This is a genomic window from Amycolatopsis sp. NPDC102522, from assembly GCF_055584485.1.
Map to the genome: position 1 here is coordinate 1 of NZ_JBVJLY010000046.1, position 17060 is coordinate 17060.

A 17060-nucleotide genomic window follows, 5' to 3' on the forward strand; every position below is an offset into this window, starting at 1 on the left:
CCAACGACCCGGTGTCGCGCAGAGTCACCGACACCGTCCACAAACACGCCAGGTTTGCCTTACCCCTCAATAACCCGAATCGCCACTCACGACCAGCCGGCCGATGTCAGGAAGCGCTGGGGCTGAACCGGTGCACCGCGTCGGGAGTGACGAGCACGATCGGGCAGGTGGCGTGTCTGATACAGGCTGTGGCGACGCTGCCGAACACGAGCCGTTCCATCCCCTTCCGGGACGGAGAACCCAGGACCAGGAGATCCGCGCCCTGCGCCGCCGCGAGGAGTTCCGAGGTGGGATTCCCTTGCCGCACCGAGGCTTCCACGGGCACCTCCGCGTTGAGTCTCGCGCGGGTCCGGTCAGCGGCCTCCTTCACCGAATAGCCGTCCCGGACGGGCACACGGCCGTGGGGCTGGAGGGCGAACGAGGTACCGGGCAGGAGTTCCTCCCTCGGTCGTACGAGAAGGACCTCGACGCGGTCGCCACGGGCCGCCGCTTCGGTGATGGCCCAGCTGATCGCTTCCTCGCCGCCGGGTGACCCGTCGGTGCCGACGACGATGCGGCGCGCGTTCTCGGGGCTTGTGTTCATGGCTTGTTCCTTTGCGACGGGAGGTCGATCTTTGCGCGAAGAAGGTCTTGCCAGGTGACGACACCGATCACCTGGCCGAGTTCGAGCACCGGGACCGACCTGAGCCGGTGTTCGAGCATTCTCTCGACGAGATCGGTGAGGTCGGCGTCCGGATGCGCACCCACACCGGGCGTACGCATGATGTCCCGGACGGTGGTGCGAGCGCCCAGGAGAACGCCTGCGTCAGGTCCGCCGTCCAGCCGTGGATCGGAGAGGTAGCCCGCGCGGATGACGTCCTCCTCGGAGAGCAGGCCGATGAGCCCGCCGAGATCGTCGACGACCGGCAGCGAGGTGATGCCCTTGCCGGTCAGCACGGAGATCGCCTCGCCGATCGTCGCCGCGGACGTCACCGCGACGACGGGGATGGTCATGACTTCACGTACTCGCATGGACTCAGTCTCGTCCGGGCGCTGTCCCGACGACACCGCTGGAGGTCCCGCCGCGGAGGGACGGTCGGCCCTGTCCGAAGCGCGCGCCCACGCGCGACTCTGACGACACCACCCGCTGGGGACTCCATCGGAGGTCGAGGTCATGGATGCGTCGTCGCGTTGGGCGCGAGCCTGGCACACCGTTCACATCGGGCGGAATCCGCTCGCGCGCAGGGAAGATCGCACCGAAGCGGTCATCCTGCTGCTCGCTGTTCTCATCGTGCTCGTCGCGTTGCCGTTCGCCGCGGCCGCCGGCTCGGCGGTCTTCGTGGCGAAGTCGGAGCGGGCCGTCGCGGAACAGGGCGAGCGGTATCGCACCGAGGCGACCCTCCTGGAGGAGGGGGCGCCGCTCGCCATGGGAGGACGTGCGGGTCTGACGCGGGACACCGTCCCCGTCGAAGCCACCTGGCCCACTCGCGAGGGTGAGATCCGAGTCGGAGAAGTCCCGGCGACCCGGGGCACGCGAATGGCGGCGAAGGTGCCTGTCTGGCTGGACGACCAGGGGAATCCGGTAGCCGCACCCCTGACCGTGGCTGACGCACGTCTGATGGGCGTCGGTGCGGCCATCGGACTTTGGCTGGCCGCGATCGTGGCCTCTTCGTTGCTCTACGGACTGGTCCGGCTGGGGCTCGATCGAGTGCGCTTCTCACGCTGGCAACAGGAATGGCGGGAGACGCCCCCGAAATGGACGTCTTGGTAGCGGTGTCGAAGGTCCCGGCTCGCCGGGGCCCACGGCACTCCCGGTGCGAGCGCCCGCGGAGCAGGCTGAGAGGCACCGAGCAGAAGGAGCGGCACCATGGTCGTCACGCGGTCACCGGTCATCAAGACCGCGCTGGAAGCGGCCGTACGGGCGCCGTCACCGCACAACGCGCAACCGTGGATCTTCGAGCTGGCACTGGAGCGTGACCGGCCGTCTTTGCTCGCGAGGGTGGAGCTGGGTCCCCGGCATCGGCAGACTTCGGAAGAGCGACGGCTCGCGGCCGCGGTGCCGCGGCGCTTCAGCAACCGACGCCCGTTCACCGAGCAGGCCGTACCGCCCGCGGCACGCGCCGCGGTGGTCCAGGCGGCGCACGAGGAAGGCGCCGGCCTCGCGCTGCTCGACGAACACGGCCTCCTGGAACCGGTGGCGGGGCTCATCCGCCGTGCCGACCACATACAGAACCAGGACAAGACCTTCCAAGCGGAGCTCCGCGTCTGGGCCGAGAGCCACGGCGGGGACGACGGCGTTCCGGACTTCGCGGGCGGGCCCCGGTCCGCGGGCGGCCTGCTCTCCGTCCGGCATTTCGCCGGCAGTGAGGAGATCCGGGTCTTCGAACAGGACCCGCTGGTCGCGGTCCTGACGACCCCGAGCGACGGATCACTGTCGCAGGTCCGGGCGATGCAGCGGGTGCTGCTCACGGCCTGCGACGCCGGACTGAGCGCGTCGTTCTATTCCCAGCCGATGGAAATCCCTTCCACCCTCGCGGAACTCCGAGCGCTGCTCGGCGGTGCCGATCATCCGCAGACCGTCTTTCGGCTGGGATACGGCTATCCCGGCGTCCCGACGCCGCGCCGGTCGATCGACGCGGTCGTCCGGGAGAGGCGGGTAGCACGATGAGCGGCTCCCTGCGGACCACGGTCCCGGCGCATGTCTGGTCGACCGAGGAGAAGCGGATCCTCGTCGCGGCGGCGCGGCTCGCGGCACGGCGATGGCTCGGCGACGAATGGATCCTTTCCCTTCAAGGCGACGCGGTGGATCTTTTCGAGAAGCCGCACGACACTCACTGGCTTCGCGACCGTGGCGGTCGTGCCCGGTTGATCGCCTGCGGTGCCGCGCTCGCCTATCTTGAGCTCGTCGTCCGGGTGCTGGGCTGGGAACCCCGCGTGGACCTGTCCGCCGACGTCCTCATCCTCGACCGGGTCGCGCGCATCAAGGCAACGGTCCGGACACGTCCGGAAGCCGGTGATTTCGCCAGGTTCGGCGCGATGTCCGGACGCGTGTCGAAGTCCCTTCCGCCGTCCTTGACTGAGTGGGGCAGGAGGGTCGCGGAGGACTGTGCCGCCGAGGGAGTGCACGTCAGCGCATTGACTCCGCGCGGCGTGCGAGCCCTGCCGAAGGTCGGCGGGCGGATCGGCCGTAAGGCGGCGCCAGAGACCGAAGACCAGGCAGGAACCTGGTCGGCCTTCGTGGTCGGCAGCGAGACGGAAGCGCGTCCCCTGCTCGTCCGGGCCGGAGCGGTGGCGCAACGGTTGCGGCTCGCCGCCGCGGAGCACGGATTGCGCAGCTGCACGTTCACGGAACCCTTCGACGCACCGGGAGTTCGAAGCTCACTCGCCGGTCTCGGCGGGGCCGCGGGTGTTCCCCAGCTGGTCGTCATCGTCCGGACCCATCAGAGAACACCGGCAGAGAAGGGAAACACGTCATGACAGACGACACCACGGAGAACCGGATCGTCGTCGGAATGGACGGTTCGGCGAGTGCGGCCGCGGCCGTTCGGTGGGCGGCCGAGCAGGCGGCGCGGCAAGGTGCCGTGCTGCAGGTGGTCAACGCGTGGTTCCACGACGCCATGCTGGACGACGCGTCGGCGAATCACTCCGTCGCCCAGGCGAAAGACGTCCATCTGAAGTCACTCGAAGCAGCGACGTCGAAACTGCTCGAAGGCCACGAAGCACTTCCGGTCCGCTACGAGGTACCCATCGGGGACCCGGGCGACGCCCTGGTCGAGCAGTCGAAGGGTGCCTCGATGCTCGTTCTCGGCAGCCACGGCACGGGGAAACTGCGAGAACTGCTCGTGGGCTCCGTGTGCAACGCGTGCCTGCACAACGCGACCTGCCCGGTCGTGGTCATCCCGCCGCCCGCCCGGACGCCGGGAAGCAGGCTGGGCCGGCTTCTGAACTCCGTTTCCTACGAACCGGGCCCGATTCTCTGAGCACACCCTGATCCAGGAGCGATGTCATGCGAGAGCAGCCAGGAATCGTCACCGTGGTGTGGCGGCGGCTCCACCTCGGGCGTAATCCGCTCGCCCGCTGGTCCGACCGGTTCGAAGCCGCCCTCGCGGCCGGAGCCGTCCTGGCCGCCTTGCTGGCGATCCCGTTCGCCGCCGCGGCCGGGTCCGATACCTACGCCCACCAGATGCTCAAAGTGGCCGAGCAGACTCTGGATCGGCATGAGACGACAGCGACGTTGCTGGCCGACGCGCCGCCCGTGCGGATCCGCCTCGACGGGGTGCCGATCGAGGAGACCGCGTACGTGCACGCCCACTGGACCGTGCCGGGCGGGCCGGTCCGGGAGGGTGTGGTCACCGTCGAGTCCGGTGCCATGGCGGGGAACGAGGTCCGGATCTGGCTCGACGCGGCGGGAAAGGTGGTCGATCCGCCCGTGACACCCACGGACGCGACGAGCACCGGCATCGGCGTCGGGGTCGGGACCTGGCTCGTGTTCGTGACTCTCCTGGCCGGACTGTACCTGGGCTGCCGCGTGATGCTCGGCCGCTCACGTGACACCGCCTTGACCCGCGAGTGGCAACGGGTCGCCAAGGACTGGACCGCCGCCTGAGAGAGGAGTGCCGATGCGAATTCTGCTGACCGAGGCCGTATTCGGAGACGCCGACGACGTCGGGAAAGCCCTGCGGGAACTGGGCTGCCGCGTCTCCACCTGCCACAGCCGGGCCGGGATCTGCCGAGCGTTGGCCCCGGGCGGGAGTTGTCCGTTCGACGAAGCCGACACACCCGATCTCGCGGTCGACGTCCGCTCGGTCGAACCCGAGCTGACGACGCGGGAGTTCGGTGTGCTCTGCGCGCTACGGGCGCGGGTGCCGGTCATCCTGACCCCGGCGCCGGGAACCTGCGGTCCGATGATCCCGCCGGGCTTGGAGAACCGTGTGATCACCGCCGACGGGGAGGAACTCGTCGAGGTGTGCGAGGGCTTCCTGCGCAGCCGCGCGCCGGCTGCTTGAACCAGAACAGTGACGAGGAGTTTCGATGCGTGCTTCAGACATCATGACGAGTCCGGCGGTGGCGACGACACCCGACACACCTGTCCGTGAGGCGGTCGCCTTGCTGATCGAGAGGGGGTTCGCCGGGCTTCCGGTCGTCGACCCCGACGGACGGGTGATGGGTACCTTCACCGAGTTCGACGCACTGCGCCGGGCCTGGTCCGGCGGCGACGGGATCACGGTCGGCGAGCTGATGACCACCCCGGTGGAGGTCGTCTCGCCGAAGACCGACGTCTCGGAAATCGGCCGCAGGATGCTCGGCGACCGGCTCCGGTGCCTGCCGGTCGTCGAGGAAGGGGTGCTGGTCGGGGTCGTCAGCAGGCGGGATCTGCTCCGGCCTCTGGTGCAGCCGGACGACACCGTCGCCGCCCACGTCCACAACCTGCTGAGTGACTACGCCGATCGTCGTCCGAAATGGACGGTCGCGGTGGACGGAGGCTACGTGCGGATCTCCGGCGAGTACCGGGACGAGGCGGAGCGCCGGGTGCTGGACGCTTTGGCCCGGACCGTTCCGGGGGTCGTCGCCGTGGTGCTGGTCGATCGGAAGCCGGCCACGACATGACAGCCGAGATCACGGCGTTGCTGGCGGACGGGGACATGGTCACCGTCCGCCTGTTGCGTGAGGACGACTTCGACGTCGTGCTGGGCCTGCATCGGCGCCTCGGCGAACGCGATCGCTACCTGCGGTTCTTCACGGTCCATCCGGCCGGGCTGGAGCATCTGACGCGTCTGGTGATCGAAGGTCCCGGTCTGGGGGCGTTTCGCGGTGACGAGTTGCTCGGTGTCGCCCACTATCGCGTCCAGAGCGAGGGGGACACGGCGGAGGTGGCACTCACCGTCGACGGGAGCGTCCAGGCGCACGGCGTCGGGACTCTCCTGCTGGAGCACCTCGTCTCCCTGGCACTCGGGAAGGGAATCCGCCGGTTCCTCGCCCTGGTGCTCGCGGAGAACGCCCGGATGGTCCGCGTGTTCACCGACCTCGGCCTGCCCTACGCCATCAGTCATACGGGTCCGGAACGCGAGGTCGAGATCGAGCTCGGTGAACCGGAAAGGTATCTCGAGCGGATCGAGGAGCGGGAACGGATCGCGGACGTGGCGAGCCTGCGGGCGATCTTGGAACCCGCGTCCATCGCCGTGGTGGGTGCGGGACGCCGCGAGGACTCGGTGGGGCGCGCGGTCCTGCGCAACCTCGTCGATTCCGGTTATGCGGGCGAACTGCACGTGGTGAACCCGAACGCCAGGGAGATCCTGGGAGTCCCCGCTGTTCCGCGGATCTCGTCCCTGCCGGGTCCGGTGGATCTCGTCTTGATCTGTGTACCCGCCGAAGCGGTGCCTGGCGTGGTCGAAGAATGCGGTCGTCACGGCGTCAGGGCGATCGTCCTCGTCACCGCGGGGCTGACCGGCACACCGCTCGGCGAGCGTGTGCGCGAAAGCGTGCGTCGCAACGGAATCCGGCTGGTCGGACCGAACTGCTTCGGCGTGGCCAACACGGCGCCTTCGGTGCGATTCGATACGACGTTCGCGCACGAGGTCGCACCGCCGGGCAGGATCGGTGTCGTCACCCAGTCCGGAGGGTTCGGCATCGCTCTGCTGGATTCATTGTCGGCGTTGGGTCTTGGTGTGTCCACTTTGGTCTCGACCGGGGACAAGTACGACGTCAGCGGAAACGACCTCCTGCGTTGGTGGCGCCGGGACGAGAACACCGACATCGCCGTGCTCTACCTGGAGTCGTTCGGCAACCCGAAGAAGTTCAGCAGACTGGCTCGGGCACTCGCGCGTGAGAAGCCGGTGGTGGCCATTCGAGGCGCCGGTACGGCAGCCGCGCACCGTGCCGCCGCCGCCCATACGTCGGCGCGAGCGACCCCGGCCGCCACCAAGCAGGCGCTGTTCGGCCAGGCCGGTGTACTCGTCGTGGATTCCGTGACCGAGGTGGTCGGCCTCCTCGCCGCCCTGTCGTGGCAACCTCTCCCCGAGGGCGATCGGGTGGTCGTGGTGAGCAACGCGGGCGGTGCCGCGGTGCTCGGCGCCGAAGCCTGTGCCCGTCATGGTCTGATGTCCCCGGAGCTGAGCGCGGACACGACAGCCGGACTGCGTCGCGTGCTACCCGAGCACGCGAGCGTGGGGAATCCGCTCGACACGAGTGCCGCCGTCACCGCGGAGACGTTCGCCGCTTGCGTGTCGGCCGTGCTCGCGGACGACGCCGTCGACGCGGTGATCGCCGCCGGCGTGCCGACCGGCGTAGCGGATCCCCTCGCCGCACTCAAGCCGTCGGGGCTGGGGAAGCCTGTTCTTGCGGTACGGCTCGGACAGCTGGAATCCGTGGCCGCGCATGCGGGCATCCCTTGCTATGGCGACCTCGAAGAGGCGGCGGTGATCATGGCGAAACTGGCTAGCCGCTCACGGTGGCTGAAGAAGGCCGAAGGCTTGGTGCCCGACCTGGACGGCATCGACCTGGTGACGGCCGCACAGCTCGTCGACGAGTACCTCGTGGCTCATCCCGACGGTGGCTGGCTGTCTCGAAAGGACAGTGAAGATTTCTTTGGTTGCTTCGGCATCCGGAGCACCGGACATCGGTTCGGTGACCGTGAACTCATCGTGCGCGCCCAGATCGACGAGACCTTCGGCCCGGTGATCGTGCTCGGTCTCGGCGGCCTGGACGAGACACTGCTCGACGATCGCGCCACCGCCCTCTGCCCGCTCACCACCGCCGGCGTGGACGACCTGATGGACGATCTGCGGTCGGCTCACCTGCTCTTCGGTGACGGCTCCGTCGACAAGGTGGCCGTGCGGAACCTTCTGCTCCGGGTGAGCCGGATGATGGAGTCGTTGCCCGAGGTCGTCGACGTCGATCTCGATCCGGTTCTGGCGTCCTCCGAAGGCGCGGCGGTGGGCGCGGCACGGGTGCTCGTCCGGCGACGGCCGCACAGCGATCCGTACCTTCGGGCCCTGCGCTGACTCATCCTGGAGGTCCGTGAAGGCCTCCGTGAGGGACTCAGAGCCCCTCACGGAGGCCTTCACGGACCTGCCGGTCGTGCTCAGCGGAGCCAGTGGTTGTGGTCGACGAACGGCAAGCGGGACCAGAGATTACCGAGCCCCCAGGTCGCCCCGGCGGCCGTCGCGGCGAGCGCGATGAGGACGAGGGCGTAGACGAGGTGGTAGTCGATGAGGGGGTTGGTCGACATCGTCGGTTCGCCCGCGGCGGTGGTCCGGGCGGGAGGCCACTCGGCCGCCCACATCAGCAGCATCATCACGGTTCCGGTGATGGCGGAAAGTCGCAGGGCGATTCCCAAGGTCACGGCGAGACCGATGCCGAGCAGGCCCGCCATGAACAGCCAGTCCGCCCACCAGGTGCCACCCCACGAGCGCATCGTTTCGGCGAACGGTCCGACGTCGACCCGGCTCAGGAAGCCTTTCGTCGGTGAGCCGCCGTTGATCCATGCTTTGCCGGACGAGGTCGCGTAGCCGAATCCGAAGGTTTTGTCGGCGAAGGCCCACAGGAACAACAACCCGGTCGCGATCCGGAGCACCGCGAGGCTCTTGGCGCCGGCGCTCTGTCCGGTGTGGACGTTCAGGTCACCGGCGGGAACTGCGTGGCGGTGGCCGCTGTCGGTGGTGGCCATGGAATTCTCCTCGGAGTCGGCCTTGATGGTCGATTCCAGTCTGTTACGCGGTGGCGCGAGGCTCTGGGGTCGAAAGGCCCGGGTATGCGAGGCCATCGTCATGTGCCGAGGGCGGCGGGGCGGATCGTTTCGTCGTCCCACACGAAGTCGAGCCGGTTCCGCACCTCGACCACGCCGGCGACGTCCGCGGCGAGAGCGCCGGCCCGTTCGACGGCGCCGCGGTTGTCGAGCCTGCCGAGCAGGGTGACGACGCCGTCTTCGACGGTCACGGACGCCTGACCCGGTGCCACCCAGAGGGTGCCGGCGAGGACGTCGCGCTCGATGTCGAAGCGGATCTCCTCATCCGGACGTTGGAAGCTCGACAGCAGATCCCGGCGTGAGACGACCCCGGTCAGTTTGCCGTCTTCGACGACGAACAGCCGCCGGACGTCCTTGCGGCCTAGCAAAGCCGCCGCCGCCTCGACGGATTCACCGCCACCGATGCTCAGAACAGGCGAGGTCATCAGGTCTTTCGCGAGAAGTCCGTTCGCCTTACGCAGCTCGTCCTTGCTGTGGCGGCCGGAGACGAAAGAGGCCCGGGGATGCCGGAACCGCGCGAGAAGGTCGGACTCGGACACGACACCGACGGGTGCGCCGGCGTCATCGACGATGGGGATCGCGCTGATCCGGTGCAGGGCCATCAGCCCGGCGAGCTGTTTGTAGGTCGTGTCGGCCGTGACCGCGATCGGGCTGTCCGTCATGACTTGGGAAACGGTTGTGCGCATTGCCCTTCCTTCACTTTCCGGTTGCCGCGGTGCGGGCGATCAGGACCGGGCAGGCGGCGTGATGGAGCAAGGCCTGTCCGGTCGAACCGAGAAGGAGACCGCGAAACCCGCCACGTCCCCGGCTTCCGACGATGATCAGCTGAGCCTTGACGCTCCAGCGAAGCAGTTCCTGGCGCGGGTCGTCGCGAACGGCGACCTCCTGGACCTTGACCTCCGGATGGCTGTCGCGGAACTTCGCGAGCTGTCCGGTGACCAGGTTCCGTGCGGACTCGGCGACGAGTTCCCACTCGTAGTTGCCGAGGGAGTCTCCGAAGGACCGCGAGCCGCCGGCGTATCCCCACGCGTGAACGGCGATCAGTTCGGCGTCGCGGGCGCTCGCCTCGACGAAAGCGGAGGCGATGGCGAGGTCGCTGGTGGAACCGCCGTCGACGCCGACCACGACGGGGCGGTTCCGCGCGCCGGACAGATCCCAGGTGCGGCCGCGGACCGAGACGAGGGGGCACTGCGCATGGGCCGCCAGCGGAGCGGTCACCGAACCCCCGAACAGCGCGGTGAGCCGGTTGTGCTCGGTCGAGCCGAGGACGATCATCCGCGCCTCGCGGGAGGCGTCGAGCAGCGCGGGGGCGGGGGAGTCGTCGGAGATCCTGGTTTCGACGCCGGATACGGCGACGTGTTCGGCCACCTCGGTCATCTCGCGCGCGATGGATTCTCCGCGGACGCGTACTTTGTGAAGGAGTTCGTCGGTCGGTGGCACGATCGGGCCCGCGTAGAAGTCGGGAATCGCCAAAGCGTGCATGAGGACGAGGGGTGCGCCGTGCCGCTCGGCGGCCTGCGCGCCCCAGACGGTGGCCGCCTTGGATCCGGCGGATCCATCCACGCCGACCACGAGCGGTCCTGCCATCGGGAGGGGGCGGCTCATGATCAGGTCCTTCCGCTCATCACGGCTCATGCCGCAAAGCTAAGGGAACGTGGTCGTACTCCACCGGTGCCGTTGGTCCCGGATACACGGGACCCCAGGCGCGCCACTGGTCACTAGCCTGTGTGCTCGCGGAGCTGTGGACTCGATCGATGAGGATCCTCATCGCCGGAGGAGGGCTCAGCGGTCTCAGCCTCGCGGCACACCTCGCCGCCCGGACGGAACCGCTCGGGTCGATCACCGTCGTCGACGACGCGAGCCGGCCTGTTACGCGGGCCGGCTGGGCATCGTGGTCGGACAGACCGGGCCTGCTCGACACCTCCGTGTCCCGCACGTTCGATCGATTCCGGGTCTACGCGGGTGGCCGCGAGCGGACCCTCGATCTCGGGGCCTATCGGTACCGCTTCGTACGAGGTGACGACTTCGCCGCGGCGGTCACCCGAATGACGTCCAGGCATGATGGGTTCACGCTCCACAGTGGACACGTAAGTGGGATCAGGCGAGCGGGTCGAGGTGCCGAGTCGCCCAGGCCCGACGCTTGGCTGATCTTCCGCGGCTGGCACGTGCGCACCGCCGCCCCGGCGTTCGATCCGGCGATCCCGACGTTCTTCGACTTCCGCACCTCGCAGCGCCGGGCGGCGAGCTTCTTCTACGTTCTTCCGCGAGGTTCTCAAGAGGCGTTGGTAGAGCACACTTCCTTCGCGCCGGCCCGATCGCACGGCGTGCCCTGTGCGAAGGAGCAGCGATACGTGCTCGGCGAGTACATCTCCGAGGTGCTCGGTCTCCGGGATTGCACTGTCGGACGGGAAGAGTCCGGGTCGCTGCCCTTGTCCGTCCAGACGGTGGATCGCAGGCGCGGTTCGGTCCTCGCCATCGGCACGAAGGCGGGAATGGTCAAGGCATCGACCGGATACGCCTTCGAACGGATCCAAACCGACAGCGCGGCGATCGCGAGATCACTCGCCATCCACGGGCATCCCTTCGACCTGCCGAAGCCATCACACCGGTATCACGTGTTCGACGCCGCGCTGCTCGATGTGATCACCCGGGACCCGGCTCAGCTGGAGCGGGTCTTCGGGGCGTTGTTCGATCGCTCGTCGGCCGAACCGGTACTGCGGTTCCTCGACGAGGCGAGTTCCGTCGCGCAGGAGGGACGGCTGTTCTCCGGACTTCCTCCTTCCCTTTATCGTGCCGTGGCCCGGAGACACCGATGAAGCCGCCGTCCTCCCGCTATCGGCGGTCGTGGTTGAGAGGCGATCTGCTGGCCGGGATCACCGTCGCGGCCTACCTGGTCCCTCAGGTGATGGCCTACGCGGAAGTGGCGGGGCTGCCGCCCGAGGCAGGGTTGTGGGCGACGATCGGCCCACTCGCGGTCTATGCGTTCTTAGGCTCGTCGAAGCTCCTCTCCGTGGGACCCGAGTCGACCACCGCCCTGATGACCGCCGTCGCCCTGGGACCGCTCGCGGCAGGAGATCCGCTCCGCTACGGCGCCCTTGCGGCCGCGGTCGCGTTGCTCGTCGGGGGACTGTGTCTGCTCGGCGCGTTCGCGAAACTCGGCGTCCTGGCGGATCTGCTGTCCAAACCCGTACTGACCGGCTACATGGCCGGGATCGCGGTCCTGATGATGGTGAGCCAACTGGGCAAGATGACCGGGGTTCCCGTCACCGGCGACGGCGTCGTCGCGGAACTGGCCTCATTCCTGGACAACGCCGGCCAGATGCACTGGCCCACCCTTCTGCTGGGTGCGCTGGTGCTGGTGTCCCTGCTGGTACTTCAGCGAGTGATGCCCCGGTTCCCCGGGCCACTGGCCGCGATCCTGCTCGCCGCCGGCGTAGTGGCCGTGTTCTCCCTGACCGGTAAGGGAATCGAAGTGGTCGGCGCGATCGATGCCGGTTTGCCCGTACCCGGTGTTCCCGCCGTCTCCGCTGCGGATCTGCCCGACCTGTTGCTGCCCGCGGTGGGCATCGCGATCGTGGGATTTTCCGACAACGTCTTGACCGCGCGCGCCTTCGCGGGGCAGCACGGAGATCGGGTCGACGCCGACCGGGAGCTTCGCGCGCTCGCCGCGTCGAACGTCACCTCCGGTCTGCTGCACGGCTTCCCGGTCAGTTCGAGCGGGAGCAGGACCGCGCTGGCGATGGCGATGGGTGCCCGGACACAGCTGTACTCGATCACCGCGCTGGGGACGGTGATCGTCACGGTCTTCTTCGCCGGCCCTGTGCTGGCCGCCTTCCCCAAGGCCGCGCTGGGCGGAATCGTCGTTTTCGCCGCGCTCAAACTGATCGAGGTCGGCGAGTTCAGGCGGATCGCCCGCTTCCGGCGCAGCGAATTCGTGCTGGCGGCGTCGACCTGCGTGGCCGTCCTGGCACTCGATGTCCTCTACGGGGTCCTCGCCGCCGTCGGACTGTCCATTCTGGATCTTCTACGCAGACTGGCGCGACCGCACGGTGCCGTCCTCGGCTTCGTGCCGGGGGTGCCGGGTATGCACGACGTCGACGACTATCCGGCGTCGACCACCGAGCCGGGGCTGGTCATCTACCGCTACGACGCGCCTCTGTGTTTCGCCAATGCGGAAGACTTCCGGCGGCGCGCGCTCCAATCCCTCGACGGGAACGAGCCGGTCGAGTGGTTCGTCCTGAACGCCGAAGCCAACGTCGAACTCGACATCACCGCCGCCGACGCGCTCCGCGGCCTGTGCGCCGAACTACGAGAGCGCGGGATCACCTTCGCGATGGCCCGGGTCAAGCAGGAACTTCGCGACGATCTCGCCGCAGCCGGTCTGCTCGAGCTCATCGAGGAGCGACGTCTCTATCCGACCTTGCCCAGTGTGGTCGAGGCCTACCGCGCGAGGGAATCCGCCGATGCGTGACGGGAATGAACGAGAGTGGTCCAGCGGCGAAGTGGAGGTCCTGGCCAGGGCCGTGGTCCGTGCGCCGTCGGTGCACAACAGCCAGCCTTGGTCACTGGCGCTGCCGGAGCTGCGAGCCGAACTCAGTGAACGTGCGGATCTCCCCCTGCCCCATCAGGATCCTCTAGGGGCCGACAGACTCATCTCTTGTGGTGCCGCACTCGCCAATCTCGTCCTGGCCGTCCGTGTCCTTGGCCGGCGTACCGACGTCGCGATTCCGCGCGATGAACCTCCGCTCGTCGCCGTCGTGGCCGCGACGGACCGCGAACCGCCTTCGGACCACGAGTTGCACTCCTACGCCGCCATCTCGCGGCGAAGAAGCCATCGCAGGTCCTTCTCGCCGGTGCCAGTGGCACAGACGGTGTTGTCGCGGATCACCGATCCGATGCCCGAGGGCGTTTTTTGCCATCGGGTCGGGCGCGAGGACACGGATACATTCGCGGAGCTTCTCGAAACGGCGGCCAAAACGATCAAGGGCGACGCCGGGCTCCAAGCGGAACTCGCCGCCTGGACCTCGGCTTGGCGTACCGACGGTATCGGTGATGGGCTGGTGACGCCGGGGTACGACAAGGCGGGGCTGCCGTGGGCCGGTCTGGTGCGGGAGACGAGCGTGATCCCCGATATCGAGACGCTCGCGTCACGGCTGGACCAGGAGAAGATCTTGATCTTCTGCGCGGAGGACAGCCGTGCGGGGCGCGTGTCAGCCGGTGTAGCGATGGAACGTGCCTGGCTGGCCGCGGTGGACGAGGGCTTGGCGGCGTCGGTGTTGTCTCAACCGCTGCACGTCTTGGCCGTCCGTGCCCGGCTGGTAGCCGCGTTGTCCCTGCCGGTGCCGCCTCAGCTGATCATGCGATTGGGTTACCCGGACGGTTCGGTTCGGCGCAGTGCGCGCCGCCCGGTCGGTGACCTGTTACGCCGTCTGGACCGCGGGCTCTCGTCTTGACGCGCGGGCCTTGGCAGAACCGATCAATGGTGAAACGCTGAAGACGTCAGGGACGACGGACACCTGTCGTCACTGATCATGGGAGAGGAGCCCTCGATGCCGTCCGAGCGTCAAGCGGCCGAGGAAACGCCGCTGAGCCCGGCGGTTCTGACCGGCCTGCGGCTCGATGAACTGCTGCACGAGGTCCAGGAGCGGCTGTCGGAGATCGTCAAGACCCGTGACCGGCTCCAGGGGCTGCTCGACGCGGTCTTGGCCGTGGCGACCGGTCTCGAGCTCGATTCGACTCTGCAGCGGATCGTCCAGGCGGCGGTCGAACTTGTCGACGCGCGCTATGGCGCCCTCGGTGTTCTCGGTGACGAGGAAGGACTTTCGGAGTTCGTTCATGAGGGCATCGACCCGGAGACGCGCGGCAACATGGGACACCTGCCGGAAGGCCGAGGTCTTCTGGGACTGTTGATCGAGGAACCTCATCCTGTCCGGCTGCCTGATTTGGCGGCGCATCCCGCGTCGGTCGGATTCCCGGCGAACCACCCTCCGATGCACAGCTTTCTCGGCGTCCCGGTCCGCGTCCGTGACGAAGTGTTCGGCAACCTGTACATGACCGAGAAGAGGGGAGCGGCCGAGTTCACCGCCGACGACGAGGTCGTCCTCCAGGCGCTGGCCGCCGCGGCGGGAGTCGCGGTGGACAACGCTCGGCTGTTCGAGCGGTCCCGCACCCGGGAACGGTGGTTGGAAGCGGTCGCCGAGGTCAACGGGGAACTGCTCGGCGGCGCGTCGGTCACGGACACACTGAACCTGATCGTGAGTCGCGTCTGCGAACTGTCGGCAGCCCACGGCGTGATGATCCTGCTGGCGGACGGCGACGGAAACCTCCTCACGGTGAGCGCCGCGGCTGGCGAGGCGGCGAACAGGCTGGTCGGGGTATCCATGACGAGCGGGCACCCGGTGTTCGACGAGGTGGTCGCCTCCGGGCAACCGAGCCTCACCGCGGACCTGGGAAGCGTGAGCAGATCGGAAGGCGAACCGGTGTTCGACGGTTTCGGGTCGACGGTCGTGGTCCCCCTGAACAGCGCGGCCGGTGTCGGTGGGGTTCTCGTCGCCGGACGGGAGAAAGGAGGACCGATCTTCCGGCAGGATCAGGTCCCGATGTTGTCGTCGTTCGCCGACCAGGCCGCGGTCGCGCTCGAGTTCGCCGAGAAACAGCGCACGCAACGGTTGCTGGACGTGCTGGCCGATCGGGACCGGATCGCCCAGGACCTGCACGATCACGTGATCCAGCGGCTGTTCGCCACCGGAATGAGCCTGCAGAGCATCGCGCCGCGGGTACCCGACGAACTCGCCCGCAACCGGGTGACCCAGGCGGTGGAACAGCTGGACCGGACGGTCCGGGAGATCAGGACGTCGATCTTCGACCTGCACACGTCCGGTTCGGACGCGTCGAAGAGCCTGCGCCGTCGCCTTCTCGACACGATCACCGAACTGACCACCGAGGGCACGGTGACGCCGTCGGTGCGTATTGCCGGCGCCGTCGACACTCTTGTCCCCGCAGGTCTGCACGAACACGCGGAAGCGGTGGTTCGGGAAGCGCTCAGCAACGCCATCCGGCACTCCGGCGCCAACGAGATCACGGTGGCGGTAGAGGCGGATCGAGATCTGGTCATCGAGGTGACCGACAACGGCATCGGCATCCCCGAAAAGGGGCGGCGCAGCGGTCTGGAAAATCTCGCACAGCGGGCGCAGCGCTGTGGCGGCACCGCGCAGTTCACCCAGCGCGACGGCGGTGGGACCCGGCTGGTCTGGCAGGTCCCTTTACCGTGATTCCGCGTCTTTGCCGCCGAACATCGGCGGAACGGCGTCTCGTTTGAGCTCGGTCGCCAGGACGGCGGCCTGGGTTCGGCGCTGGATACCGAGTTTGGCGAGGATCCGGGAGACGTAGTTCTTCACCGTCTTCTCCGCCAAGAACATCCGCTCGCCGATCTCGCGGTTGGTGAGGCCTTCGCCGATCAACTCGAAGACGGTGCGTTCCTGCTCGGACAAACCGGCCGTCGGGTCGTTCTGGTTGCGCTCACGCCGGATCCGGTTCATCAAGGCGGCCGTGGTGCGGCTGTCGAGCAGCGATCCGCCACCGGCGATGGTGCGGATCGCCGACACCAGGTCGTTCCCGAGGACCTGCTTGAGCACGAATCCCGAAGCGCCCGCCATGATCGCGGTGAACAGCGCTTCGTCGTCGGCGTAGGACGTCAGCATCAGGCAGCGCAGTTCGGTCTGCGTGGACAGCAGTTCGCGGCAGAGTTCGATGCCGGTCCCGTCGGGCAGACGCACGTCCAGCACCGCGATGTCCGGAGCGCTTTGCGGGATACGGGCCAGCGCCTCGGAGACCGACGCGGCTTCACCCGCGATCTCGATGTCCGGCTCGTTTCCGAGTAGATCCGCCAGACCCCGCCGGACGATCTCGTGGTCGTCGACGAGGAACACCTTCGTCGTCATTCGGGTTCCTTCCACCGCGGGGTGCTGGCCGCGAAATCGACCGTACCCGGGTGATCGACGGAAAACAGCCGCCTGGACGTCCCATCGAGCCGGGACCTTCGGCCCTATCCGGGGGGTAGGGCAACCTGTGGCGTCTCGGTCGAGACGGTGGCCAGGGGGAAGCGACACCGCACTCGCGTGCTCAGCCACGCGAGTCCCGTCTTGCCGACCGGGCACCGATGTCACAGGCGCCCCACCGTCACCAGAGATCACATCTGAAGGTGGTGAAGGCCTCGTTCACTACCTTCAGAGTAGGCAAGGAGGCTTGGGTTCACGGGGTCGTTGCAACACCGATTGTGTTCGGAGGTTGTGATGGCTGGTCGTGTGTCGTTGGGGCGGGCTGTGCGGGTGCGGTTCTG

General features: G+C 68.2%; 18 protein-coding genes. 12 read left to right on the top strand and 6 right to left on the bottom strand.

All coding sequences use genetic code 11. The features are described from left to right. Positions 1-106 precede the first annotated feature (106 nt). Both ACZ6YV_RS43775 and ACZ6YV_RS43780 read right to left on the bottom strand, forming a co-directional pair. Positions 107-583, bottom strand: coding sequence for a universal stress protein (locus ACZ6YV_RS43775; RefSeq protein ID WP_465515305.1), 477 nt, complete (start codon positions 581-583; stop codon positions 107-109). Beyond that, positions 580-1011, bottom strand: coding sequence for a CBS domain-containing protein (locus ACZ6YV_RS43780; protein ID WP_465515306.1), 432 nt, complete (start codon positions 1009-1011; stop codon positions 580-582). Before ACZ6YV_RS43780 ends, ACZ6YV_RS43775 begins: the two co-directional genes overlap by 4 nt. A 142-nt stretch (positions 1012-1153) precedes the next feature. Here ACZ6YV_RS43780 and ACZ6YV_RS43785 point away from each other — a divergent pair, with 142 nt between their 5' ends. The 8 genes from ACZ6YV_RS43785 (at position 1154) to ACZ6YV_RS43820 (ending at position 7979) form a co-directional block, all read left to right on the top strand. Next, positions 1154-1750, top strand: a complete 597-nt coding sequence (locus ACZ6YV_RS43785) for an Rv1733c family protein (RefSeq protein ID WP_465515307.1) — start codon at positions 1154-1156, stop codon at positions 1748-1750. 96 nt (positions 1751-1846) lie between these two features. Beyond that, entirely contained in the window at positions 1847-2647 is an 801-nt protein-coding gene (locus tag ACZ6YV_RS43790; protein ID WP_465515308.1) for an Acg family FMN-binding oxidoreductase, read from the top strand. Further along, complete coding sequence (locus tag ACZ6YV_RS43795) at positions 2644-3456, top strand: hypothetical protein (protein ID WP_465515309.1); 813 nt, start codon at positions 2644-2646, stop codon at positions 3454-3456. Before ACZ6YV_RS43790 ends, ACZ6YV_RS43795 begins: the two co-directional genes overlap by 4 nt. Continuing rightward, positions 3453-3959: a universal stress protein gene (locus tag ACZ6YV_RS43800; protein ID WP_465515310.1), complete on the top strand. Its 507-nt coding sequence runs from the start codon at positions 3453-3455 to the stop codon at positions 3957-3959. The genes ACZ6YV_RS43795 and ACZ6YV_RS43800 overlap by 4 nt, the downstream gene beginning before the upstream one ends. Positions 3960-3985: 26 nt before the next feature. After that, positions 3986-4585, top strand: a complete 600-nt coding sequence (locus ACZ6YV_RS43805) for an Rv1733c family protein (RefSeq protein ID WP_465515311.1) — start codon at positions 3986-3988, stop codon at positions 4583-4585. Between the two features lie 13 nt (positions 4586-4598). Beyond that, positions 4599-4985, top strand: coding sequence for a hypothetical protein (locus tag ACZ6YV_RS43810; protein ID WP_465515312.1), 387 nt, complete (start codon positions 4599-4601; stop codon positions 4983-4985). 25 nt (positions 4986-5010) lie between these two features. Next, positions 5011-5586 carry a CBS domain-containing protein gene (locus ACZ6YV_RS43815; RefSeq protein ID WP_465515313.1) on the top strand — a complete coding sequence of 192 codons (576 nt, stop codon included), beginning with the start codon at positions 5011-5013 and terminating at the stop codon, positions 5584-5586. Continuing rightward, on the top strand, positions 5583-7979 hold the full coding sequence (locus tag ACZ6YV_RS43820; protein WP_465515314.1) for a bifunctional acetate--CoA ligase family protein/GNAT family N-acetyltransferase: 2397 nt from the start codon (positions 5583-5585) through the stop codon (positions 7977-7979). Before ACZ6YV_RS43815 ends, ACZ6YV_RS43820 begins: the two co-directional genes overlap by 4 nt. Positions 7980-8059: 80 nt before the next feature. On the opposite strand, the gene ACZ6YV_RS43825 is transcribed toward ACZ6YV_RS43820, so the two are convergent. The 3 genes from ACZ6YV_RS43825 to ACZ6YV_RS43835 form a co-directional block, all read right to left on the bottom strand. After that, entirely contained in the window at positions 8060-8644 is a 585-nt protein-coding gene (locus tag ACZ6YV_RS43825) for a DoxX family membrane protein (RefSeq protein ID WP_465515315.1), read from the bottom strand. 98 nt (positions 8645-8742) lie between these two features. Next, positions 8743-9408 carry a CBS domain-containing protein gene (locus ACZ6YV_RS43830; RefSeq protein WP_465515316.1) on the bottom strand — a complete coding sequence of 222 codons (666 nt, stop codon included), beginning with the start codon at positions 9406-9408 and terminating at the stop codon, positions 8743-8745. A gap of 10 nt (positions 9409-9418) precedes the next feature. Then, complete coding sequence (locus ACZ6YV_RS43835) at positions 9419-10327, bottom strand: universal stress protein (RefSeq protein WP_465515317.1); 909 nt, start codon at positions 10325-10327, stop codon at positions 9419-9421. 149 nt (positions 10328-10476) lie between these two features. Here ACZ6YV_RS43835 and ACZ6YV_RS43840 point away from each other — a divergent pair, with 149 nt between their 5' ends. The 4 genes from ACZ6YV_RS43840 to ACZ6YV_RS43855 all read left to right on the top strand — a co-directional run bounded on the left by ACZ6YV_RS43840 (position 10477) and on the right by ACZ6YV_RS43855 (position 15993). Further along, the gene (locus tag ACZ6YV_RS43840) at positions 10477-11538 is read left to right on the top strand and encodes a lycopene cyclase family protein (protein ID WP_465515318.1); all 1062 of its coding nucleotides are present in this window, start codon (positions 10477-10479) and stop codon (positions 11536-11538) included. Then, a complete protein-coding gene (locus ACZ6YV_RS43845; RefSeq protein ID WP_465515319.1) occupies positions 11535-13193 on the top strand; it encodes a SulP family inorganic anion transporter in 1659 nt (552 codons plus the stop codon). The genes ACZ6YV_RS43840 and ACZ6YV_RS43845 overlap by 4 nt, the downstream gene beginning before the upstream one ends. Next, entirely contained in the window at positions 13186-14175 is a 990-nt protein-coding gene (locus tag ACZ6YV_RS43850) for a nitroreductase family protein (RefSeq protein WP_465515320.1), read from the top strand. Before ACZ6YV_RS43845 ends, ACZ6YV_RS43850 begins: the two co-directional genes overlap by 8 nt. Positions 14176-14271: 96 nt before the next feature. Then, a complete protein-coding gene (locus ACZ6YV_RS43855) occupies positions 14272-15993 on the top strand; it encodes a sensor histidine kinase (RefSeq protein WP_465515321.1) in 1722 nt (573 codons plus the stop codon). Here ACZ6YV_RS43855 and ACZ6YV_RS43860 read toward each other — a convergent pair. Continuing rightward, the gene (locus ACZ6YV_RS43860) at positions 15985-16662 is read right to left on the bottom strand and encodes a response regulator transcription factor (protein WP_465515322.1); all 678 of its coding nucleotides are present in this window, start codon (positions 16660-16662) and stop codon (positions 15985-15987) included. The genes ACZ6YV_RS43855 and ACZ6YV_RS43860 overlap by 9 nt on opposite strands. Positions 16663-17060 lie beyond the last annotated feature (398 nt).